Origin of the sequence: Endozoicomonas sp. ALB032 (assembly GCF_049310125.1) — a bacterium.
Taxonomy (GTDB): Bacteria; Pseudomonadota; Gammaproteobacteria; order Pseudomonadales; family Endozoicomonadaceae; genus Endozoicomonas_A.
In genome coordinates this window covers 2,895,176-2,915,000 of sequence record NZ_JBLYNW010000001.1, presented here as the reverse complement: position 1 = coordinate 2,915,000, position 19,825 = coordinate 2,895,176, and the positions used below count along the sequence as shown (strand labels likewise).

General features: G+C 49.4%; 23 protein-coding genes (1 of these 23 only partly in view). 9 read left to right on the top strand and 14 right to left on the bottom strand.

The window, feature by feature from the left end:
• From ACO6VG_RS11080 to ftsY, 5 genes are all read right to left on the bottom strand, one after another.
• Positions 1-168 carry the 5' portion of a hypothetical protein gene (locus ACO6VG_RS11080; RefSeq protein ID WP_422413810.1) on the bottom strand. Its footprint begins 33 nt before the window's first position, so the window shows 168 of its 201 coding nt (coding positions 1-168); it begins with the start codon at positions 166-168; its stop codon lies beyond the left edge, outside the window.
• A 591-nt stretch (positions 169-759) separates the two neighbouring features.
• Positions 760-1,626, bottom strand: coding sequence for an RNA polymerase sigma factor RpoH (rpoH, locus tag ACO6VG_RS11075; RefSeq protein ID WP_422473852.1), 867 nt, complete (start codon positions 1,624-1,626; stop codon positions 760-762).
• A gap of 188 nt (positions 1,627-1,814) precedes the next feature.
• The gene (gene ftsX, locus ACO6VG_RS11070; protein ID WP_422473850.1) at positions 1,815-2,855 is read right to left on the bottom strand and encodes a permease-like cell division protein FtsX; all 1,041 of its coding nucleotides are present in this window, start codon (positions 2,853-2,855) and stop codon (positions 1,815-1,817) included.
• 2 nt (positions 2,856-2,857) lie between these two features.
• Positions 2,858-3,526, bottom strand: coding sequence for a cell division ATP-binding protein FtsE (gene ftsE, locus ACO6VG_RS11065; protein WP_422136967.1), 669 nt, complete (start codon positions 3,524-3,526; stop codon positions 2,858-2,860).
• 32 nt (positions 3,527-3,558) lie between these two features.
• Positions 3,559-4,854, bottom strand: a complete 1,296-nt coding sequence (ftsY, locus tag ACO6VG_RS11060) for a signal recognition particle-docking protein FtsY (RefSeq protein WP_422473848.1) — start codon at positions 4,852-4,854, stop codon at positions 3,559-3,561.
• Positions 4,855-5,108: 254 nt separating this feature from the next.
• Between ftsY and rsmD the strand changes: the two genes are divergently transcribed.
• The 3 genes from rsmD to ACO6VG_RS11045 all read left to right on the top strand — a co-directional run bounded on the left by rsmD (position 5,109) and on the right by ACO6VG_RS11045 (position 7,266).
• Positions 5,109-5,705, top strand: coding sequence for a 16S rRNA (guanine(966)-N(2))-methyltransferase RsmD (gene rsmD / locus ACO6VG_RS11055; protein ID WP_422139921.1), 597 nt, complete (start codon positions 5,109-5,111; stop codon positions 5,703-5,705).
• Positions 5,706-5,723: 18 nt separating this feature from the next.
• The gene (locus tag ACO6VG_RS11050; protein WP_422473846.1) at positions 5,724-5,903 is read left to right on the top strand and encodes a DUF1289 domain-containing protein; all 180 of its coding nucleotides are present in this window, start codon (positions 5,724-5,726) and stop codon (positions 5,901-5,903) included.
• Positions 5,904-6,171: 268 nt separating this feature from the next.
• Positions 6,172-7,266 (top strand): malate dehydrogenase, encoded by a 1,095-nt coding sequence (locus ACO6VG_RS11045; RefSeq protein ID WP_422139920.1) that lies wholly within the window; start codon positions 6,172-6,174, stop codon positions 7,264-7,266.
• Positions 7,267-7,329: 63 nt separating this feature from the next.
• Here ACO6VG_RS11045 and ACO6VG_RS11040 read toward each other — a convergent pair whose 3' ends face one another.
• Positions 7,330-7,989, bottom strand: coding sequence for a TetR/AcrR family transcriptional regulator (locus ACO6VG_RS11040; protein WP_422136962.1), 660 nt, complete (start codon positions 7,987-7,989; stop codon positions 7,330-7,332).
• A 137-nt stretch (positions 7,990-8,126) separates the two neighbouring features.
• Between ACO6VG_RS11040 and ACO6VG_RS11035 the strand changes: the two genes are divergently transcribed.
• The 3 genes from ACO6VG_RS11035 (at position 8,127) to ACO6VG_RS11025 (ending at position 10,736) form a co-directional block, all read left to right on the top strand.
• Positions 8,127-9,608 carry a coniferyl aldehyde dehydrogenase gene (locus ACO6VG_RS11035; RefSeq protein ID WP_422136961.1) on the top strand — a complete coding sequence of 494 codons (1,482 nt, stop codon included), beginning with the start codon at positions 8,127-8,129 and terminating at the stop codon, positions 9,606-9,608.
• 323 nt (positions 9,609-9,931) lie between these two features.
• Positions 9,932-10,423, top strand: a complete 492-nt coding sequence (coaD, locus tag ACO6VG_RS11030) for a pantetheine-phosphate adenylyltransferase (RefSeq protein ID WP_422136960.1) — start codon at positions 9,932-9,934, stop codon at positions 10,421-10,423.
• A 61-nt stretch (positions 10,424-10,484) separates the two neighbouring features.
• Positions 10,485-10,736 (top strand): YfhL family 4Fe-4S dicluster ferredoxin, encoded by a 252-nt coding sequence (locus ACO6VG_RS11025; RefSeq protein ID WP_317143373.1) that lies wholly within the window; start codon positions 10,485-10,487, stop codon positions 10,734-10,736.
• Between the two features lie 54 nt (positions 10,737-10,790).
• Here ACO6VG_RS11025 and ACO6VG_RS11020 read toward each other — a convergent pair whose 3' ends face one another.
• Complete coding sequence (locus ACO6VG_RS11020; protein WP_422136959.1) at positions 10,791-11,642, bottom strand: pirin family protein; 852 nt, start codon at positions 11,640-11,642, stop codon at positions 10,791-10,793.
• A gap of 1 nt (position 11,643) precedes the next feature.
• Positions 11,644-12,246, bottom strand: coding sequence for an FMN-dependent NADH-azoreductase (locus ACO6VG_RS11015; protein WP_422136958.1), 603 nt, complete (start codon positions 12,244-12,246; stop codon positions 11,644-11,646).
• 120 nt (positions 12,247-12,366) lie between these two features.
• On the opposite strand from ACO6VG_RS11015, the gene ACO6VG_RS11010 reads away from it, so the two are divergent.
• Positions 12,367-13,263 (top strand): LysR family transcriptional regulator, encoded by an 897-nt coding sequence (locus tag ACO6VG_RS11010; RefSeq protein WP_422473843.1) that lies wholly within the window; start codon positions 12,367-12,369, stop codon positions 13,261-13,263.
• 33 nt (positions 13,264-13,296) lie between these two features.
• Here the strand turns inward: ACO6VG_RS11010 and ACO6VG_RS11005 are convergent, their stop codons facing one another.
• From ACO6VG_RS11005 to ACO6VG_RS10980, 6 genes are all read right to left on the bottom strand, one after another.
• Positions 13,297-13,518: a DUF2835 family protein gene (locus ACO6VG_RS11005; protein ID WP_317143377.1), complete on the bottom strand. Its 222-nt coding sequence runs from the start codon at positions 13,516-13,518 to the stop codon at positions 13,297-13,299.
• A gap of 163 nt (positions 13,519-13,681) precedes the next feature.
• Positions 13,682-14,494: a hypothetical protein gene (locus ACO6VG_RS11000; RefSeq protein WP_422136956.1), complete on the bottom strand. Its 813-nt coding sequence runs from the start codon at positions 14,492-14,494 to the stop codon at positions 13,682-13,684.
• A gap of 153 nt (positions 14,495-14,647) precedes the next feature.
• Positions 14,648-15,781, bottom strand: coding sequence for a hypothetical protein (locus tag ACO6VG_RS10995; RefSeq protein ID WP_422473841.1), 1,134 nt, complete (start codon positions 15,779-15,781; stop codon positions 14,648-14,650).
• Between the two features lie 102 nt (positions 15,782-15,883).
• Entirely contained in the window at positions 15,884-17,068 is a 1,185-nt protein-coding gene (locus ACO6VG_RS10990) for an FAD-dependent monooxygenase (protein WP_422136954.1), read from the bottom strand.
• A gap of 83 nt (positions 17,069-17,151) precedes the next feature.
• Positions 17,152-18,387, bottom strand: a complete 1,236-nt coding sequence (gene ubiH / locus ACO6VG_RS10985; RefSeq protein WP_422136953.1) for a 2-octaprenyl-6-methoxyphenyl hydroxylase — start codon at positions 18,385-18,387, stop codon at positions 17,152-17,154.
• A 65-nt stretch (positions 18,388-18,452) separates the two neighbouring features.
• The gene (locus ACO6VG_RS10980; RefSeq protein WP_422136952.1) at positions 18,453-19,031 is read right to left on the bottom strand and encodes a UPF0149 family protein; all 579 of its coding nucleotides are present in this window, start codon (positions 19,029-19,031) and stop codon (positions 18,453-18,455) included.
• 108 nt (positions 19,032-19,139) lie between these two features.
• On the opposite strand from ACO6VG_RS10980, the gene ACO6VG_RS10975 reads away from it, so the two are divergent.
• Together ACO6VG_RS10975 and ACO6VG_RS10970 are read left to right on the top strand one after the other, a co-directional pair.
• Positions 19,140-19,466 (top strand): TIGR02449 family protein, encoded by a 327-nt coding sequence (locus ACO6VG_RS10975; RefSeq protein ID WP_422136951.1) that lies wholly within the window; start codon positions 19,140-19,142, stop codon positions 19,464-19,466.
• Complete coding sequence (locus tag ACO6VG_RS10970; protein ID WP_422136950.1) at positions 19,466-19,765, top strand: cell division protein ZapA; 300 nt, start codon at positions 19,466-19,468, stop codon at positions 19,763-19,765. Before ACO6VG_RS10975 ends, ACO6VG_RS10970 begins: the two co-directional genes overlap by 1 nt.
• Positions 19,766-19,825: the final 60 nt, after the last annotated feature.

Below are 19,825 nucleotides of genomic sequence, written 5' to 3'. Positions count from 1 at the left end.
TTGTTTAAAACGCTCTTTTAGTGCTTTAACGATTTTGGAGCTGGCTTTAACATCCATTCTTTCGATATGAACCAATGAGCGTCCTCTGGACTCCTTCTCATAGATCAACTCTTTAATACGTCTTTCCAGAAATACCTTTCTTAATGCTTTTTTTCTCAGAGATTTCAATCTATTCCTGAAGCGGCCACAACTCTCTTTGTGCCACAGTGTATTTATCACTCTCAGACAGGTCAAAGTCCGGAAAAAACGTTTCCTGAAATATTAATAAAGGGTTAGGCCTTACAAGACAGCCCGATGCACTTTTGGATATGACCGAACTAATCAGTTCCCCTTGATGCGTGCCTGTACCCATAATTTAACAGGGCCATCAGCTCGGCGAGAAAGGACTTTTTCTCACGCCTTGGCCAGTGAACGCATTGAATCAGAGGCCAGAGCTTCGTTTCTTAATTACAGCTCTTTCCTTTTGGCCTGCAGACTTCCGGCTTTTGCCTTTAAGTCGTCAGGTTTCGTTATGATAACAAAAAAGCCGGACAGTCTTTGGCTGAGCTACTTTTTTAGGACTTTTAGAGGGCCCCCGACTGGGAGAAGGCGTTCCTGAATGTTCAATCATCGCTTCATCCTGAATTGTTACGCCCTCTTATTATTCAAGGGGCTTTATCAAGGAACTATGGATAACAAGCCCCTGCTCTATGTTTATTCACCCCAAAACGAAAACACCCGCAATCAAGTGCGGGTGTCTGCGAAATAACAAGTGCCTGTCTAGCCAGACCGAGCCTCCATCGAACCTTTAACCTTCTTCATCGCATTTTTTTCCAGCTGTCTGATTCGCTCAGCTGATACGCCATAGTGTTCTGCCAGCTCATGAAGAGTTGCTTTATCCTCATTAAGCCATCGCCTCTGAAGAATATCCCGACTGCGCTCATCGAGTGTTGCCAGAGCATTTCTCAGCAGGTTCACTGAAGAGTCGGACCAATCCGAGTCTTCCAAAAGTCTCGCCGGATCCGCTCTCTGGTCTTCCAGGTAGTGGGCAGGCGCTACGGAGGTGCTGTTCTCGTCGCTGTCGTCCGGATAACCATCGAAGGCTGTGTCGTGACCAGCCATTCGACCTTCCATTTCACGAACCACTTTGGCCTCAACACCCAGGTCATTGGCAACAGCCTTAACTTCATCATTACTGAGCCAGGAAAGGTGTTTTTTGGAGCTGCGAAGATTAAAAAACAACTTGCGCTGTGCCTTGGTGGTCGCCACCTTTACAATACGCCAGTTCTTCAGGATAAACTCATGGATTTCGGCCTTCACCCAATGCACTGCAAAAGAGACCAGACGAACACCCACTTCCGGGTTGAACCGTTTTACGGCTTTCATCAAGCCTACATTCCCTTCCTGGATCAGGTCAGCCAGAGGAAGTCCGTACCCACCATAGCTCCTGGCTATATGAACCACAAAACGCAGGTGAGACATAACCAGCTGACGGGCAGCTTCCAGATCGTTCTTGTAGTAGAGGCGCTCTGCCAGACTCTTTTCCTGCTCAGCAGACAACACAGCAATAGCACTGACTCCCGTAACGTAGGCATCAATATTTTGCCCCGGGACTAAGATATCAACTGGCTGTATACTGGTTCCCATAATCCACTCCGGTTGAGTGCCAAATTAGCACTCGACTTAGTTCAAACTCCAAATACCCATACCGTAACAAAGACAACAGACTGGCTTTCAATTGAATAATAACAAAAATCGAGCCTACTGACCTGAGCAACTTTACGCTCTTTTACGATAAAAAAACTACAAGGAAAAGGCTAAACTTGCCAAACCCTCTACCAAGGCTGCACTTCTATTGTCCGTACATGACGATAGCAGCTCATTGCTGCACCTGCCACTCCCAGAAAAACACCCGAGACCAATAATGAAAAAAACATCGCAAAGCCAGGCCCTACCGGCGTAAAGCTGCTGCCATACAATGCAGCGAGCTCCAAAACTCCTGACATCAAACCAGCAAGCACAGCAAGTATAATCAGCAGAGCCAACAAAGCACCTCCCAGCCCATACCACACTCCCATGTAAAGGAATGGCAATGTGACAAAGCCATCGGTTCCACCCACCAGCTTGATCACTTTGATTTCAGCCCTGCGACTCTCAACGCTGAGACGTACAGTATTACCTATCGTCAGCAGTACAATAATCCCGAGAAGCACTGATAGTATGACGGTAAAACGCTCCAACAATTGCGTCATAGACTGAAGTCGCTCAATCCATTCCTGATCCAGCCGAGCTTCCATTACTCCTTCTTTGACCTGATATTTTTTCATTAGTTCACTGAGATGCTCAGAATTTAACCCTTCCCGGGGTGTAAGCTCCAGAACCCCCGGCAGAGGATTGAAGCCCAGGGCATCAATAACCCCTTTCATCTGGGCCCTCTCCTGAAATTCATTCAGCCCTTCATCCGGACTAATATAAAGGAACTGCTCAATGTCCGGATCATCTCTGGCTTCAACCCTGAGGCGATTGATCTGGTCACGCCCCAGCTTGTTTTCAAGATAGAGAGAAATTCTGGGCTGACCTTCCCAGTCATGACCCAATAACTGCAGATTGTTGGACAAAAGTACAAGAATCGCAGGTAGCGCAAAAGCCACCGCAATCATCAGACAGTTCAGAAAGGAAGCAAAAGGTGTCTTGAAGATACGAACTAATGAATCACCTGCCACCTGTCGGTGCAGGCTTTTCAGGTAAGCCATTGAGAAGCCTGTTGCCTTTTTTCTGGCCGCCCCTCTTTCAGCATCATTGTCTTTAGGCGTCCCAGTCTCGGGCTGTTTTTTCCGACTACCGTCTTCGTTTCTGACACTTTTTCTTGGAAACACGCCTAATGCACCTCCTGATCGTTAACCAGATGCCCTTGATCCAGAGTCAAAATGCGGTGGCGCATACGGGCTACCAGTGCCAGATCATGACTGGCAACCAGAACCGTAACGCCTACCTGGTTAAAGTTTTCAAACAGCTGCATGATTTCAGCGGACAGATTAGGGTCGAGATTACCGGTTGGCTCGTCGGCCAGTATCAGAGGAGGCCGGTTAACAACCGCACGAGCCAAACCCACACGCTGCTGCTGACCACCGGAAAGCTGAGCCGGATTCATTTTCTCTTTTTTCAGAAGCCCCACCATATCCAGGGCAGCCCTGACCCGCCCCGCACATTCATGGTAAGTGTACCCGGCAATGATCAGAGGTAAGGCAACGTTATCAAACACAGATCGATCAAAGAGCAGCTGATGATCCTGAAAAACCAGGCCTATATTTCTGCGAAAATAAGGAATCTGGCCACGCCCCAGCTTGCTGGTCTCGTGTCCTCCTACCCATATGCTACCGGTGGTTGGTTGCTCCATCAGCATGATGAGTTTCAGCAGAGTACTCTTACCGGCTCCGGAATGGCCAGTAAGAAAAGCAATTTCACCCCGATGCAGATGAAAGCTGGTCTGTTCCAGCCCCACATGCCCTCCGGGATAACGCTTGGTGACATTGTCAAAGCGTATCATTCAGGACTTCCCTGCTACTCTTTTTTCATGGTTTAAGGCTCAACCGGATCGAACAGAGCTTCTACAAACTCATCGGCAGAGAAAGGCCTCAGGTCGTCTATCTGCTCACCCACCCCCAGGAAACGGAGCGGTAGCTGCATCTGTTTGGACAGGGCAAAAACAACTCCACCCTTGGCAGTTCCATCAAGCTTGGTGAGCGCCATACCCGTCAGGTTCACCGCTTCGTGGAATATTTTGGCCTGATTGAGCGCATTCTGCCCTGTGCCTGCATCCAGAACCAGCAGCACTTCGTGGGGAGCTGAAGCATCCAGCTTACCCAAAACCCGCTTAACTTTGCGCAGCTCGTCCATCAGGTTATCTTTGTTGTGCAGGCGACCGGCTGTGTCGGCAATCAAGACATCTACCCCACGAGCTTTGGCTGCTTCAAAAGCATCATAGAGCACAGAGGCACTATCAGCACCGGTATGTTGGGCAATCACGGGGATATCGTTTCGTTCACCCCAGACCTGCAGCTGTTCCACAGCAGCGGCCCGGAAAGTATCACCAGCAGCCAGCATCACTTTACGACCTTCAGCCTGAAGCTTGCGTGCTACTTTACCGATCGTTGTCGTCTTGCCGACGCCATTAACGCCCACAACGAGAATAACAAAGGGCGTTTTCTGCTCATCAATAACCAAAGGCTGGTCAGCAGGCTTGAGAATTTCCTTAAGTTCAACCTTCATCGCAGAGATCAGCGCGTCGGCGTCACCCAGCTCACGGTATTTCACTTTTTTGGTCAGTTTCTCGATAATTTCCGTCGTGGCTTCAACGCCTACATCCGATATCAGAAGCTGTGTTTCCAGCTCTTCCAGCAGATCTTCGTCGATTTCTTTTTTACCAACAAAGATTTCCGCAACACCATCAACAAAGGCGCTGCGAGTCTTGCCAAGACCGCGCTTCATGCGAGCAAAGAAGCCCTTCTTCTCGTCCTGAGGCTCGTCCCTTTCTGCAACCACAGGTGGAGTAACAGTACTTTCAGCTTGCGGAGCTTTTATGGCTTCTGCCGTTGGGAATGTCTGCTCCCGGGGGTCTTCCTCAGCCACTTCAAGCGGGTGCTCATGCACAGGCTCAGCCTGAACAGGTTCGATAGAAACGATCTCTTCTGCTGACTCTACAATTGCCTTTTCGACTTCTGCCCGAACAATTGTCTCGTGGAGGGCTGCTGTCGGCTCAGTTTTCGGACTCTCATCTATAACCGGGGCAGGCTCGCTCTGTTTCTCTTCTTTGCGTCCCCAGGGCCAAAAACGTCGCTTCGCCGTTTTCTCATCACTTTTGCGAGAACCGAACATAAACTACTTCATCAGAATGGATTAAAAGGGTCACCGTATTAAAGCAGGTGGGTCTCAGGAAGCTAATCAAGAGCAATTAAAATGCCTGACAGCCTTCCGGAACTGTGTATCCTATCTTACAGCCATGAACGAATGAAGCTTTTTAAAATTAAAATAGTTCCAGCAAGGTAAGGGTACCTCCTCAGAAACCATGGTTATCTCATTCGGCAACTGATGTACAATCGCTGCCTCAATGCCATCAACCGGAGTGATCAATGGCGCGAAGAGCAGCCTTCAGGCATGGCCTTAATAATAAAGGTGGCGGACAATTAAGAATCATTGGCGGGCAGTGGCGCAGCCGCAAGCTGCCTGTCGCTGATCTTCCGGGCTTGCGCCCCACCTCAGATCGTGTGAGAGAAACCCTGTTTAACTGGCTGGCGCCCTGTGTTCCGGGTGCCAGTGTTCTTGATTGTTTCAGTGGAACTGGCGCTCTATCCCTTGAGTCTCTCTCTCGTGGCGCCAGGGAAGCCACCCTGCTTGAGGCAGCTGCCGAGGCGGCCTCACTCCTTAGCAAAAATCTGAAAGCCCTTCAGGCAGAAAATGCCAGAGTCATTCGCACCGACAGTCTGATATGGCTACAGCAAGTGGCAGACAAGACATTCGACCTGATCTTTCTGGACCCTCCATTCAGACAGGGATTACTGAAAGAGACATGTCATCTGCTTGATAAAAATGGATACATTCACAGCAACACCCTTATTTACATTGAGGTAGAAAGAGAACTATCTCCTCTGCCCGTACCTTCAAACTGGACCATTACGAAAACCAAAAACGCAGGTCAGCTAAGTTACTACCTGTTAAGTGTCGAGTGAGTTTAAGCTACAAAAATGATGAGTAAAGTAGAGTCTCCCTGCATTCGCCAATGCGCACTTAACGAAGATCAGGTTTGTACCGGCTGTTTTCGAAGCCGGGCAGAAATTGCCCGATGGAGCCAGGCTAACCAGGATGAACAGAAAGAGATTGTTTTCAATGCTCAAAAACGCTCCGAAGCTCAAAATCACCACCCCTGATAAAAGCGACTTATGTCGCTTTTAATCAAGATTTTATCCCAATGCTTCTGCCAGAGACTCTGTCGCTGAATTGAGCCACTCACCCTGACCATCACAGCCACCATTCGCTATAAACCAAAAGCAGCTGAACAATCGATACAAACCCTACCATTCGAAAACAACATCAGTCACATGGTAGTGGACTTAACCTATCGTTCTAGGTAACCTTCACACCGCCGAGATTCTTCTAACACTCTCTTTTCAGACGAGAACTCTAAGGAGTGGTCAAATGAAACAACCCGTCCGTATCGCAGTCACAGGTGCAGCCGGTAACATCAGTTACTCCCTACTGTTTAAAATTGCTGCTGGTGAAATGCTGGGCGCGGATCAGCCGGTGATTCTGCAGCTGGTTGAGATTCCTCAGGCTATGGACAAGCTGCGTGGCGTGGCCATGGAACTTGAAGACTGCGCTTTCCCACTGGTACACGGCATCAGCCTGCACGATAATCCATTCGATGGATTCCGTGGTGTTCATTACGCCATGCTGGTGGGTGCACGTCCACGTAGCAAAGGCATGGAGCGTGCCGATCTTCTGGAAGCTAACGCCGTTATCTTCGCCGAGCAGGGTAAAGCACTGAACGAAGTGGCGAATCGCGACGTTAAAGCCCTGGTGGTAGGTAACCCGGCTAACACCAACTGCCTGATTCTGTCCCGCAATGCCCCGAATCTGGACCCTTCCCAGTTCTGCGCTATGACCCGCCTGGACCACAACCGTGCCAAAGGCATCCTGGGTAACAAACTGGGCGTTAACCCGTCTGACATCGACGGTGTTTGCGTTTGGGGTAACCACTCTCCAACCATGTACCCTGACGTTCATCACGCTTCTGTTCTGGGCGAAGAGTCTGCCATCAGCAAGATTGACGAGAAATGGTACAAAGAAGATTTTACACCTCGCATCCAGAAGCGTGGTGCCGAGATCATTGAATGGCGTGGTCTCTCTTCCGCTGCCTCTGCCGCGCAGGCCGCCCTGGACCACATGCGTGACTGGGCTCTGGGCAGCAATGGCGAAATTGTCAGCATGGGAATTATCTCCGACGGCAGCTACGGCGTAGCCAAAGGCATTTATTACTCTTTCCCATGTATCTGCGAATTCGGTAGCTACCAGATCGTTCAGGGCCTGGAGATCAACGAATACGGTCAAAGCATGATGAAGAAGACCGAAGAAGAACTGCTGAGCGAGAAAGCGGCTGTCGATCACCTGCTGCCAGCTGAAACCGTTGAGTCCCGTGAAAATCTGAGAAAGTCTGAGCGTACTGGCCAGACCGCTTACGACAATGGTCTCGACAAGGCTGACGTTTACTACAAAGCGGATCGCATCTGCTGATCCGCCTCCTGCAGGAGCTGAGTCTATCAGCTCCTTTTTTCTTTTTTTCTGCTGCCTCTCAACTCATTCATTCAGACCCCTCATAGGCACAAAATACTCTGCTTCCAGTTCGGCAAAGGAGTCTCTGGCCACTTCACTGACATAAGGCCGGTCCATAAGCAAAATCTGATAAAAAGCTCTTCGGTATAGTTTTTTTGGCAACAATTCGTCTTCTTCAAGAAACGCCGCACTGACCAGCTCCTGCCAACTGCTGAGCACCATGAAGTGGTTCAACGCCAATGCTTCCACTTCATGCTTTGGCACTGCCATAAAGCCTGACAACACAAGCCCTGCAATAATTTTTTCCAGTACCTCCAGAGAGAGCCTTGCAAACTGTTGATAGGCAGAACGGAGCTCGCTGCTCCTGCTCATAACCCCATGAACATCACGGTAGATAAAACGGAACTCCCACATACCGGCCAGGGCCAATTCCAAATAGCTTCGCTTATCCTGAAAGTTCAGCGGACGGTCTTCCGGAATAACCATACTGGCGGCAATGTTGTCTATCAGACGTTGAAAAAGTGCGAGGATAATCTCATCTTTATTCCTGAAATGGTAATAGAGATTTCCGGGAGAAATCCTCAGGTCTGCGGCAATATGGTTGGTCGTTACCGCCCTTTCGCCCCGGTCGTTAAAAAGCTCGAGAGCTTTGTCCAAAATACGATCACGAGTTTTAACTGCCATAAATACCCTTGAAATCCTGTCAGCAAATCGCTAAATTTCAGTTTAGAGTAATTACTCTAAACAATCAAAAACCCACTAACCAGCCAGATTCTTAGTAAAAAACATGTAAACCAGATCGGCTGAAGGAGACCTGTATCATGAGCCTTAGTGAAATTGACCAGCCTACAGAGACTGGCTCATCGGAGCAAATCACCGCCAGTGATCCATCTTCCAGTCAGATCGCAAGGATGAAATCATCTCTGGAGGCCCAGCAACAAGCTTTTCGAACTCAGCCAAACCCCTCTCTCCAGCAACGCAGGGAATGGCTTAAAACACTGAAAAAAGGTTTGAAAAAACACCAAAAGGCTCTGGTAGATGCCATTAACAGAGATTTTGAGGGCCGTGCCGAAACCGAGACTCTGTTGGCCGAGTTTATGCCATCCCTCTCTACCATCGATTACTGCAGCAAGAATCTGGCTAAATGGATGAAGCCCAGTAAACGACATGTATCAATCACTATGCAGCCGGCTTCGGCAAAAGTGGTGTATCAGCCTCTGGGCGTTGTCGGTATTGTTGTTCCCTGGAACTACCCTCTCTTTCTGGCCATAGGGCCTCTGGCAACAGCTCTGGCTGCCGGAAACCGGGCAATGATCAAGATGTCCGAGTTTACTCCGGCCACCTCCAGACTGTTTGCCGAGATGATTGCGGATATCTTTCCTGCTGACCTGGTCACTGTCGTCAATGGTGAAGCTGAAGTGGCAGCCGCATTCACCGCTCTGCCATTCGACCATATTCTCTTTACCGGCTCCACACAGGTCGGCAGGCACGTAATGACCGCTGCTGCCAAAAACCTCACCCCTGTAACCCTCGAGCTCGGCGGAAAATCCCCGGTAATCATCGACGACGACTTCCCGATACAGGAAGTGGCCGAGCGTGTCTGCTACGGCAAATCAATGAACGCCGGACAAACCTGCGTTGCCCCTGATTACATTCTGGTCAAGAAGCAACGCAGGGAAGAGTTTGTAGAAGCCTACCTGAAGGCATTTAGCAGTATGCATCCGTCAGTGAATGACAGTCAGCATTACACTGCCATTATCAACGAGAGGCAACACCAGAGGTTGCTCAGCCATATTGAGGATGCCAAAAATAAAGGAGCTGAAATCCGGGTGGGAAATAATGAGGAAATAACCGATGGTTCCCGTCGTTTACCTCCGCACCTGATTCTAAATGCTACGGAAGATATGAGCGTCATGCAGGAAGAAATTTTTGGTCCACTGCTGCCCATCATTGAGGTCGACAACATTGATGACGCCATTCAGTTCGTCAATAACCGTCCCCGTCCACTGGCGCTTTATTATTTTGGTGAAAACAAACAGACTCAGGACAAAGTTCTGACTCACACCCACTCAGGAGGTGTCTGCCTGAATGAAACCCTTTTCCATGTTGCTATCGATGATATACCTTTTGGTGGAGTGGGTGCTTCCGGTATGGGCCATTATCACGGAAAAGAGGGCTTTCAGGCGTTGTCCAAGGCAAAATCGGTCTTTAGCAAAGGACGTTTCAACAGTGTCCGATTTGTATTCCCCCCCTATAATACCTGGCTGAAGAAGAAGATGATCAAATTCCTGTCAGGCTCCTGATCATTCGGATCCGGACTGTCATTCGATAGTCCGGAATCTTTATTCAAAGAAGTTCTGAAAGCAACTATCTATCATCCAGTTACCCTGTTTTTAGTCAGGTTGTTTGTCACCTTCGATTGATTTCGATACCATTCGGCCTTCGTTATCTTTAGATTGAAGAACTCTGCTTTAACCATTTTCAGTAGAAACGGGCAGATCAGGACGCACAGTCTTTCACTACAGGCATCTGTGAAGTCATGGAGTTTTCGGAATATTGATCCTGGCAGGTCGGGGTCAACCTGACTCAAAGGCTTCCCGGGACATCAGCAGGAAATGCATTTTCAATGAGCAAAGTAATCTACCCTGGCACTTTTGACCCTATCACCAAAGGCCATCTGGACCTGGTAGAACGGGCGGCAAGAATTTTTGATAACGTGGTCATAGCGGTAGCAGAAAGCCCTAAAAAGAAGCCTCTGTTTGATCTGGCCAAACGTGTTGAGCTGGCAGAAGAAGTGACAGCTCACCTTAATAATGTTTCGGTAACAGGTTTCAGCTCTCTGCTGGCTCACTTTCTGGAAGAACAGAAGGCCACTGTGATTCTGCGTGGTCTGAGAGCCGTATCCGACTTCGAATATGAATTTCAGATGGCCAACATGAACCGGATTCTGGCACCCAGTGTTGAAAGCCTGTTTCTGACACCTGCTGAGCAGTATTCTTATATTTCTTCTACGCTGGTACGGGAGATAGCCTCACTGGGTGGAGATATCGACAAGTTTGTCTCCCCCTGCGTTCAGGAAGCCCTGAAAGACAAATTTGGTCCACACGTCAAAAGCTGATAGAGCGCCACGAACCTGGCGGCTTGAGCTGAAACACTCGTGCGGAACTGGAGATTACATCATGTCCCTGATCATTACTGATGACTGCATTAACTGCGATGTCTGCGAGCCTGAGTGCCCGAACAGTGCGATCTCTCCCGGGGAAGAGATTTACGAGATAGACCCTGACCTCTGCACCGAATGTGTTGGTCACTACGATGAGCCGCAATGCCAGCAGGTTTGCCCGGTCGACTGCATCCCCAAAGACCCGAATAATGTCGAGTCACAGGATGAGCTTATGGAAAAGTATTTGATTATTACGGCGGCCGCCTGATCGCGGTCTTTTTCATTGCTCATGTTCCACTGGAGTCTGCCTGCAAACAGACTCCTAACTCAAAAACTCCCCACTCTGATACTCCCGAACAGCCTGCATCACCTCTTCACGGCTGTTCATGACAAAAGGTCCATATTGCACAACAGGCTCATTCAAGGGTTTACCGGCCAGTATCAGAAAGTCAGCCTGACGTTCTGCACTCACTACCAGCTCGTCACCTTCTGCGAAAACCGCCAATTCTGATTGGCTGATGAGTTGATCGGTGTCCGTCTGCAGTTTTACCTCGCCTTCATAGACATAGACCATCAGTTTTTTGTGACTTAGAGGTAGCTTGATAGTACTGTCTTGTTTCAGCGATACGTCCAACAACAGCGCATCGGTCACCTCTCTCTTCAGTGGAGCTGATAATTGCCGACCATCCAGCTCTACTTCACCCACCAGCAACCTTGCTGACCAGCCTTCACAGGACAGAACAGGGAAATTATTCTCACTGATATCAAGATACTCCGGATCACTCATTTTCCGGGCAGCGGGCATATTCAGCCAGATCTGGAAACCATGCAGCTCATTATTTTCAAGAATGGGCATCTCTGAATGAACAATCCCCTTGCCAGACTTCATCCACTGCACACCGCCTGACTCAATAGACCTCTGATTACCCAGATGATCTTCATGTCTGAAGCCCCCCAATTTCATATACGACACCGTCTCGATGCCTCGATGAGGATGAGCCGGAAATCCGGCACCCAGATCGCCAGAACCGTCAGTTCTGATTTCGTCCAGCATCAAAAAAGGATCCATAAGCTTATGCTGTCCAGAGCCCATCACTCGCTTGAGTTTCACCCCGGCTCCGTCTGAAGCCGGACGGGCCGACACTAGTTCCAGCAGACTTCTTGCTTGCGTCACTTTATGCCACCAGTTGATCAATTCTTTCTGCAGCTTTACCCAGCGCTACTTCTCTTGCGTCACCACCTTTGGCAAGTCCTTCTGCATAGATGAACTCAACATCAGTAATCCCGATAAAGCCAAGGAAGTGCTTAATCAGTGCCGTTTGTGTATCCATGGGTGTTCCCTGATACTCACCCCCTCTGGCCGCCAGGATATAGGCTTTTTTACCTTTCAAAAGCCCCTGTGGTCCCTGCTCGGTGTAGCGGAAAGTGATGCCTGCACGGGCAATATGGTCAAAGTATGTCTTCAGGGTTGATGGCATTGTGAAGTTGTAGAGAGGCAGCCCCATTACCAGCACATCGGCTTCATTCAACTCATTGATCAAACGATCTGACAGGCTGGCTATGCTCTTCTGATGTTCATTACGCTCTGCTTCTGGCAGGCTGAAACCCTGAAAGCTTTCTGCTGTCAGGTGAGGAATTGGTTCTGAACCCAGATCGCGATAGATCACTTTATCCACAGTCCGGGTCTGGGTGTATTTTTCCACAAACTGTCTGGCCAACTGCCCTGACTGTCCTTCTGAGCCAAACAGACTGGAATCGATTTGCAGGATAGTACTCATATTAATCTCCGGTTCATTAAATTGCCTTGGTTAAGCTTAATTTAATATCGATTTTTACGAATAAAAAGCGCAAAATATCCCTTATAAATATCGAATTATTAGATTATAAGTTCGTAAACCATGGCTAAAGTCACCCTTGAACAATGGCGAATGCTCCATGCGGTCGTTGAACATGGCGGTTTTGCACAAGCCGCAGAAGCCCTCCATAAAAGCCAGTCCACCGTCAGCTATGCCGTAAATAAATTGCAACAGCAGCTGGATGTTGAAGTTCTGGTCATCAAAGGCAGGAAAGCAGAATTAACGGAAGCCGGAAAAGTGCTGATCAGGCGCTCCCAATCCCTGCTGAAAGAGTCTGATGCAATAGAGAAGGTTGCTGACAGCCTGTCACAGGGTTGGGAAGGTCGCATCATTCTGGGTGTTGATGTCATCTTTCCGCCCCAGCTGCTCTCAACCTGTCTGAAAAGACTGTCCTCGCAGTGCCAGCAGACCCATATTGAGCTCGTGGAAACGGTACTTTCAGGGACTACAGACATGATGGCTACTGGTCAGGGAGACCTGGTGATCAGTGGCCTGGTACCACAGGGGTTTATGGGAGAACCTTTGATGAAAGTGACTTTCAAGGCTGTCGCTCACAAGGACCACCCGTTGCACCAGTTAGACAGACCCCTGAGCCTCAATGATCTCAAGCAACACCGCCAGATTGTCATCAGAGACTCTGGCGTCAAGAAAGTGGATGCCGGATGGCTGGAAGCGACAGAACGCTGGACCGTCAGCCATATCAGCACATCAGTAAGAATGATTTCCGAAGGGCTTGGGTTTGCCTGGCTACCAATCGCTCACATAGAACAGGAACTGGCCTCTGGGATGCTGAAACCATTAAATCTTCAGCCTCACGGCTCTCGGCGTCACCAGATATACCTGATTTATACCGATCAGGATTATGCTGGCCCTGCCGTAAAGTCTTTGGCCAATATTTTGAAGGAAGTCTGTGCTGACACAGAAAAGTCAGCACATTGATGGGACCGATCAAAACAAAACCAGAAAGGAGGTTCAGCTAATCTTTCGAAGCTCTCCCAGTTTGCCATCGGACCCATAGGAGATTTCGAAAGTACCATGAACCCCTTCACGAGTGACAAACTTGAGAAGGACATCGTAGGGAATGCTCATGCTAAAGCCCTCCCGGGTACTGACCTGGACACGGTTTTTCTTGCCTTGGTAATACTGCAGGACCTGTTCTGAATTCAAACTGACAGAGAAGGTAGCCTTATTCATTCTGGACTCCATTCCGCGTGTTCAAGCAAATTATGATATCGGCCGCAGGGGGCCTGTGGCCAGTAACGAGATTTGTATCATTTTAGCAAAATCAGCACACACACGAACAAGCCCGGTCATTAAAAATAACCAGGCTTATTACCTCAACTCTAACAGTCAGAGTTTACTGATTGGGCGGAGGCGCCATCAAACCTTCAGGCATTTCCATGTTGTTGGGCACCTGCATCTGCTGCATGACTTGGTTGATAGAATCCCTGATGCTGGCAATCATCGCTTTGTAGCCTTCATCAAAGCCACGATAAAAAGCCTGCTCGGTAGGCTTAACATCATCACCTTCCTGCTTGTAGATAGCAGACTGTTTGCCTTCAGGGTTTTCGCCACTGAAGAAGGCTTCCATGGAAGTGGGAACGGTCAGAGCGACACGACCACCAGCCATATAACCGTCAATGAAGCGCTCTCTCAGAAACGGGTTTTCACTGCTGCCGATACTGGCAGAACGATAGGCATCGTCGGCCTCACACCAGCGATCTTTGTATTCACTGGCTTTATCTTCATCACGGCAGTTGTATTCCAGAACACCCAGCTCTGCAACCACTCGCTGATAGCCTTCGCGGTAACCCGCTTCATCAGGCTTTTCAGTCTTTCCTTCCAGAGCCTCTCGAGAGACCTGACTGGTTTCCGCTCGACGGGCATCGTTGATACCCTGACGGTAACCTTTCAGATAATTGCCAAAGTTGGCAACATTACCAGCCATTGGGCTCTGATCAAAAGCTCCACGTGCCTCACACCATGTCTGCTTGAGCGCATCAGTGGTATCAACAGTGGTGCAATCATAGGCTTCTTCTTCGGCAACCGGACGGGCAGGCTCACCGGTTGAAGGAGCCACCTTCGGACAATCCCGCTTCTCCGAACAGCCCTGAAGCAGTGACAGTAATAAAACAACAGGTACGATACCTGCAAACATTAACCTACGCATTCGACTCTCCTTCCCGAGGGGTAATTGTAATTTCCAACATAAAAACCATTGACCATCAAGATTGCCATGATTTGAATCCGACAGGGACCTGGCAAAATTCTGCCTTATTAATATCATTAGACGGAGCTGGTTAAATATAGTTCAGAAAAATTGTTATTTTTCTTTTTTAGTCCCTGTGGATATATCCGGTGTTGAATGAGCCTCAGGCTCTTTTAGCTGGCACAATGCCGGCCAGTCAGAGCTTTGCACAGAAGCTACCAACTGACCCCATTGCTCAAGAGAACAGGTTTTCCCACAGGACAGAGCCAGAGGCTCGTCATTTAGTGAAACCTGAACAGTTCTGTTTGAGGCCGAGAAGCGCAGGGTTAACATACTGGTATAGGGAACATTAGACTCTGCGGGGCTCCCCAGAGCCGTCATCAGGGTCAGTATGTTGCTGTCACTGACAGACAACAGATAGAAGTATTCACAGGTGGTTTTGCCACTTTCAAGACAGCTCTGATAATGCTGATAACGCTGGTCAATCGCCTTCACAAGATACTGGCTGGCCAGCTGGACTATACGGCTGTCTTTGCCCATTTGAGGCATAAACCAGTCAATCAGACCCTCCAGCTGCTGCTCATCCCGGGGGGTCAGAAACTCTGGCAGAGGAAGATTATGCAGTTTTCTGATATGCAATGCGTCGGCAAGGCTCATCATGGCATGGAGTGTTGGCCTGTGCCCTGACTCTTTGGCCCAGAGCCTGATCCTGTCGAGCCCCATTTCTTCTGCCTTCTTTTGCCACAGAGGACTCTTTTGCAGACCGCCAATCAGGGCTTTGTAGCCAGTGCAGGCTTGAGTAAATCCGAGAAAATAATCGTCTCGCAGAGGGTAAGCATAAACCGGTGGAACAGCCGCAAACTCATTGCCTGAGCCTGTTTTGAGACTGTCGGGGTAAATAGCCTGAAGCATGGTGGTGGCGCACTGGATGGTTCTGTCCAGGCCACGGGCCTGATGATAACTGAGATCCGGATTCCAGCGGGAAGGAAAATCAGTCGGAAGTTGTGTCTGCCTGAAATGCTTACCCGCTTCATAACACTGCTTGAAGCCAATGTCTGTCATCTCACCGGGTCCCATGGGCCAGAGTTCGGGATTTAAAGGGTACCTTGGACTTCGATCTCCATGTCGCACCAGTGTGACAATGAAGTCATGAGAGTCGCGGTGATTGTCATTGTCGTCAGGCTCTGACTGAGCATGAGCCGTCATTAAAAAACACAATATACCCCAGACCAGAAGACACTCTTTCATTCTTTTATTCCTGATTAATTAAAGAATCAGACAACAGAGCATAGAAAGAAAAGTAACAATTGTTCAGAAAATGCGTCTGGATAGACAAACAATTTCGAGCTTTCAGACTCCCAGTGCATGTTTGATCAACATATCTTTGGCAAAAGGCAGACTATTCGTCCACTTCAGTCCGGTATTCCTCAGCCAGCGAAGACCGATATCGTCAGCGGCAAAGAGGTTCTGTAAACCCTCCATGGACTTCATCATCAACAAATTACTGCCCATTCTTCTGCGCTCATACCGATTCAGGATATGACTGCCAGAAAAGTCATCGCCACGCTCAATAGCACGAATAATTTCTTCAGAGAGAACCTCCACATCCTGCAGCCCAAGGTTCACACCCTGACCCGCCAAAGGATGAATGGTATGGGCTGCGTCACCTGCCAGCACAATTCTATTCCGGTGATATTGGCGGGCGTGTCGCTGCCTGAGAGGAAAGCGAAAACGGGGATCGACTGAAAGCACCTTCCCGAGCCTGGATTCAAAAGCGCATTCTACAGCCTGACAAAAAGCCTCATCATCCAGGGACAGGACTTCGTCGGCGCCATCGGGAACCAGCGACCAAACGATGGAGCAGAAGTGTTTTTCTCCCCGGCTGGGCATGGGCAGAAACGCCAGAGGCCCGGAGGCCAGAAAGACCTGCCAGGCGGTGTCCTGATGATATTTCTCTGTTTCTACGGTGGTGACCACCGCATGATGGAGACAGTCTTTCTGACTGGAAGGAATGCCCGAAAGTTTCCTCAGGCGCGACTCGGCCCCATCGGTAGCCACCAGCAGACGAGCTTCTATCTTTTCATTGTCCAGTTGAACCTGATGGGGCTCTCCCAGCTGATAGGCAATGGTTGACTGGTTGGGGAAGCATTCAACCCCCGTCTTAGCCAACTGCTCCAGCAGCGCATTGCGAACCACATCGTTTTCAACAATATTTCCAAGCGTCTTAAAACCTGCTGACCTGGCATCAAAGGCAATCTCACCCGTTCCTTCACTGTCCCAGACATACATATGCTGATAGGGCATTGCACGCTGTGAGGTCATAGCTTCCCAGGCTCCCAGTCGCTGGAATAACCGGGAAGAAGCTTCGGTCAGGGCACTGACTCTCGGTGCATAGGGACTGTCAGGAGAGAATACCTGAGCCGAAAGCGACTGTTGATCGACCAGGGCTATTTTCAGGTCTGTTTTTGACAGCGACAGGGCCAGAGATACCCCAACCATGCCACCACCGGCAATCACCAGATCAAATGATTTCAACCGAGATCTCCTGCTGATACTGTTTTTTCAGCTCAAGGCTGTATTTCCGCTAAAGGCTGTATTTCTGCTAAAGGCTCTGGCAATTAAAAGCCCATGGCCTTTCTGGCAAACCGACCTTTTAATCCCCGGCTCATATCCAGACAGCTTAACCCCAGGTTCCTGGCCAGAATCACCGGCAGCTCCTGTCGGGAAAACAATTTCACCAGACCGTCACAGAAGTCCAGAGTCATCCTCTGATCGATTCTCTGCTCATCGACGTACTGAAGCAAGCGGGACAGATTGCCCGGGGCCATACCCTGTCTGAGTGATTCAGCGATATTCCCGGCCAGAGCCATTGTATCCCTGATGGCCAGGTTATAACCCTGGCCTGCGACAGGATGCATAGCGTGAGCCGCATTGCCCAGAACAACCAGACCAGGTCTGACTTGCTCACGGGCAACACTGAGAGCCAGAGGATAGCTTTCACGCACACCAACTTTGATAAACTCACCAGCACGATAACCAAACTTTTCTTGTAAAGTGATCAGGAAAGTCTCGTCATCCATAGACATTTTGTCGTCAATTTCGTCAGACGGCACTGTCCAGACCAGTGCTGAACGATCTCCAGAGAGAGGAAGCAGAGCCATGGGTCCCCTTCCGGCAAAGCGTTCATAGGCTATGCCATTGTGAGGCTTATTCAGGGAAACGTTAGCAATCAGTGCATGCTGCTGGTAGTCATACTGCTTGCGTGAAATACCCAGTTTTGCCATCAAACGGGAACGACCACCATCGGCAAGGACCACAAGCGACGCCATTTTCTCAAAAGATTCACCCCCTTGATTGATAACCACTTTCGTTTCTGAGTCAGGCAGTGGCTGTAAAGATTGAACCTGTGCCGGACTCAGGACGTCTACCTGCCCCTGATCGCGATAAGCTTTCAGCTTTTTGAGCAGCACTTCACCCAGCCGATGGTTTTCAACCACATACCCCAGTGCAGGTACATTTTCTTTCTGATGATTAAGGTGGGTGGCACCAAAATGCCCTCTGTCAGAGACCTGAATATCCAGAATAGGCATGGCAAACGGATCAAGATCGGGCCAGATGCCAAGTTCACCATAGATCAGCCGAGTGCCATAAGAGAGTGCCGAGGCCCTGGCATCATAGCCCGGTGGAGACTTGGGCAGAGCGTCAGGGGAAGTATCCCGCGCTTCGTCAATAGAATGCGTTTCAACCAGCGCTACCTTCAGCCCATGTTCATCGATCGCAGACGCCAGAGCACACAGCAGACTGGCACCCACCAGCCCACCACCAATGATCAGGACATCGTACTTCCCGGTCATCTCTCTCTCCTTTCAACCATGAAAACACTCATCACTTAAGAGGACAACGGTAGCCTTTTTGGTTATCAGTGAATGGTTTTTGTATTACGCTTTGCCGATTTTTCCTGAGACGCCACCTCAGAAAAAATGGTTAAAAGACTCATCCGAACATACTCACTGACGTCTATGAACAAACGTTCAGACTCATCACTGCCATCCGCTTCAGGCCGGATCTGGGCAATTTCCGAGAAATCTCCCAGAACCCCTTCCACTTCCTGACTCAGAGACTGACCGCCAATCACTTCGCCGAAACCGAACAGAAACCCCTGACACCAAAAGCCCAGTGCTTCGGTTCTTTGCTCCAGGGCTTCATCGTCATCTGGCAGAAGCAGAGCAATGGAAAAGTCTGATTGATCAAGCTTTTGCAAGGTTCCCTGATACATGCGCATCAGGAGTTCCTGAAAGCGGCTGTCCAGCTCCTGATCATCCAGTAAACCGGACACCTGGCGGAACCAGGCTTCCACGCCGGGCTGACTGCCTGCAGCAAAGGTACCACAGAGAATGCCATGCAGTTCAGAAGGATGACTTTCACCGCCCAACTCAACCAGACGATCAGCCAGCTCATCAAAGGCGACAAGGTCACGAGCCGCATCATTATTTGTCATTACAATTACCCTGAAAGCCTTACTGGAATGAGCCCGTTGATCACATAACAACCGATCAATAACCGCGTGGATTGAAAAACCGGCAGGAAACCGGATCCCAGTGGCTTTATGAAAAACCCGATGGTCTGTGAGTGTACCAGATTTATCGGTTGGGCAAATCGCAAAGGCATTGTTCTGTCTACTGACAGCCGCTATAGTAGATCCAATAGCTCGGTCCCGGAACCTATGAACGACCACGAACTCACAACTCTGAACCAGAAAATCGATGACCTGGTAGCCATCAGCCTGAAACTGAAAAAAGAGAACCGGCTACTGCGCGCCAAGGAACAAACCTGGCAGGCAGAACGCGCGCAGCTGATGGAGAAGAATGATGTCGCACGCAGCAAGGTCGAGGCCATGATCAACCGCTTGCGCACTCTGGAGCATGAATCCTGATGGACAGTTCATCCACTACCACCGTCAATATCCTGGACAAAGAATACCTGGTCAGTTGTCCCAAACAGGAAGAAACCAATCTTCATCAGGCAGCCCGACACTTAAATGAACAAATGAAGCAGATCCGTGCGGGTGGCGTGATAGGTGCAGAGCGTATTGCAGTCATGGCGGCACTTAACATCAGTTACGAACTGCTACAGAGCAGGCAGCAAAGCCTGACCGACAATTCCGATGCTCAGGAACAGATCAAACAGATGCTTGGTAAGCTGGATCAGGCGCTCATGTTGATCGAAAGCTAAAACCCCTGACCGCTCTGGCCTGATGGTTCAATGTTGGCAAAAAACCAATTGAGCTATCAG

What these genes read in the sequence shown, in the direction of transcription:
- rpoH (WP_422473852.1), bottom strand. Translation starts at nt 1,626, where the DNA reads ATGGGAACCAGTATACAGCCAGTTGATATCTTAGTCCCGGGGCAAAAT.
- ftsE (WP_422136967.1), bottom strand. Translation starts at nt 3,526, where the DNA reads ATGATACGCTTTGACAATGTCACCAAGCGTTATCCCGGAGGGCATGTG.
- ftsY (WP_422473848.1), bottom strand. Translation starts at nt 4,854, where the DNA reads ATGTTCGGTTCTCGCAAAAGTGATGAGAAAACGGCGAAGCGACGTTTT.
- rsmD (WP_422139921.1), top strand. Translation starts at nt 5,109, where the DNA reads ATGGCGCGAAGAGCAGCCTTCAGGCATGGCCTTAATAATAAAGGTGGC.
- ACO6VG_RS11050 (WP_422473846.1), top strand. Translation starts at nt 5,724, where the DNA reads ATGAGTAAAGTAGAGTCTCCCTGCATTCGCCAATGCGCACTTAACGAA.
- ACO6VG_RS11045 (WP_422139920.1), top strand. Translation starts at nt 6,172, where the DNA reads ATGAAACAACCCGTCCGTATCGCAGTCACAGGTGCAGCCGGTAACATC.
- ACO6VG_RS11040 (WP_422136962.1), bottom strand. Translation starts at nt 7,989, where the DNA reads ATGGCAGTTAAAACTCGTGATCGTATTTTGGACAAAGCTCTCGAGCTT.
- ACO6VG_RS11035 (WP_422136961.1), top strand. Translation starts at nt 8,127, where the DNA reads ATGAGCCTTAGTGAAATTGACCAGCCTACAGAGACTGGCTCATCGGAG.
- coaD (WP_422136960.1), top strand. Translation starts at nt 9,932, where the DNA reads ATGAGCAAAGTAATCTACCCTGGCACTTTTGACCCTATCACCAAAGGC.
- ACO6VG_RS11025 (WP_317143373.1), top strand. Translation starts at nt 10,485, where the DNA reads ATGTCCCTGATCATTACTGATGACTGCATTAACTGCGATGTCTGCGAG.
- ACO6VG_RS11015 (WP_422136958.1), bottom strand. Translation starts at nt 12,246, where the DNA reads ATGAGTACTATCCTGCAAATCGATTCCAGTCTGTTTGGCTCAGAAGGA.
- ACO6VG_RS11010 (WP_422473843.1), top strand. Translation starts at nt 12,367, where the DNA reads ATGGCTAAAGTCACCCTTGAACAATGGCGAATGCTCCATGCGGTCGTT.
- ACO6VG_RS11005 (WP_317143377.1), bottom strand. Translation starts at nt 13,518, where the DNA reads ATGAATAAGGCTACCTTCTCTGTCAGTTTGAATTCAGAACAGGTCCTG.
- ACO6VG_RS11000 (WP_422136956.1), bottom strand. Translation starts at nt 14,494, where the DNA reads ATGCGTAGGTTAATGTTTGCAGGTATCGTACCTGTTGTTTTATTACTG.
- ACO6VG_RS10995 (WP_422473841.1), bottom strand. Translation starts at nt 15,781, where the DNA reads ATGAAAGAGTGTCTTCTGGTCTGGGGTATATTGTGTTTTTTAATGACG.
- ubiH (WP_422136953.1), bottom strand. Translation starts at nt 18,387, where the DNA reads ATGACCGGGAAGTACGATGTCCTGATCATTGGTGGTGGGCTGGTGGGT.
- ACO6VG_RS10980 (WP_422136952.1), bottom strand. Translation starts at nt 19,031, where the DNA reads ATGACAAATAATGATGCGGCTCGTGACCTTGTCGCCTTTGATGAGCTG.
- ACO6VG_RS10975 (WP_422136951.1), top strand. Translation starts at nt 19,140, where the DNA reads ATGAAAAACCCGATGGTCTGTGAGTGTACCAGATTTATCGGTTGGGCA.
- ACO6VG_RS10970 (WP_422136950.1), top strand. Translation starts at nt 19,466, where the DNA reads ATGGACAGTTCATCCACTACCACCGTCAATATCCTGGACAAAGAATAC.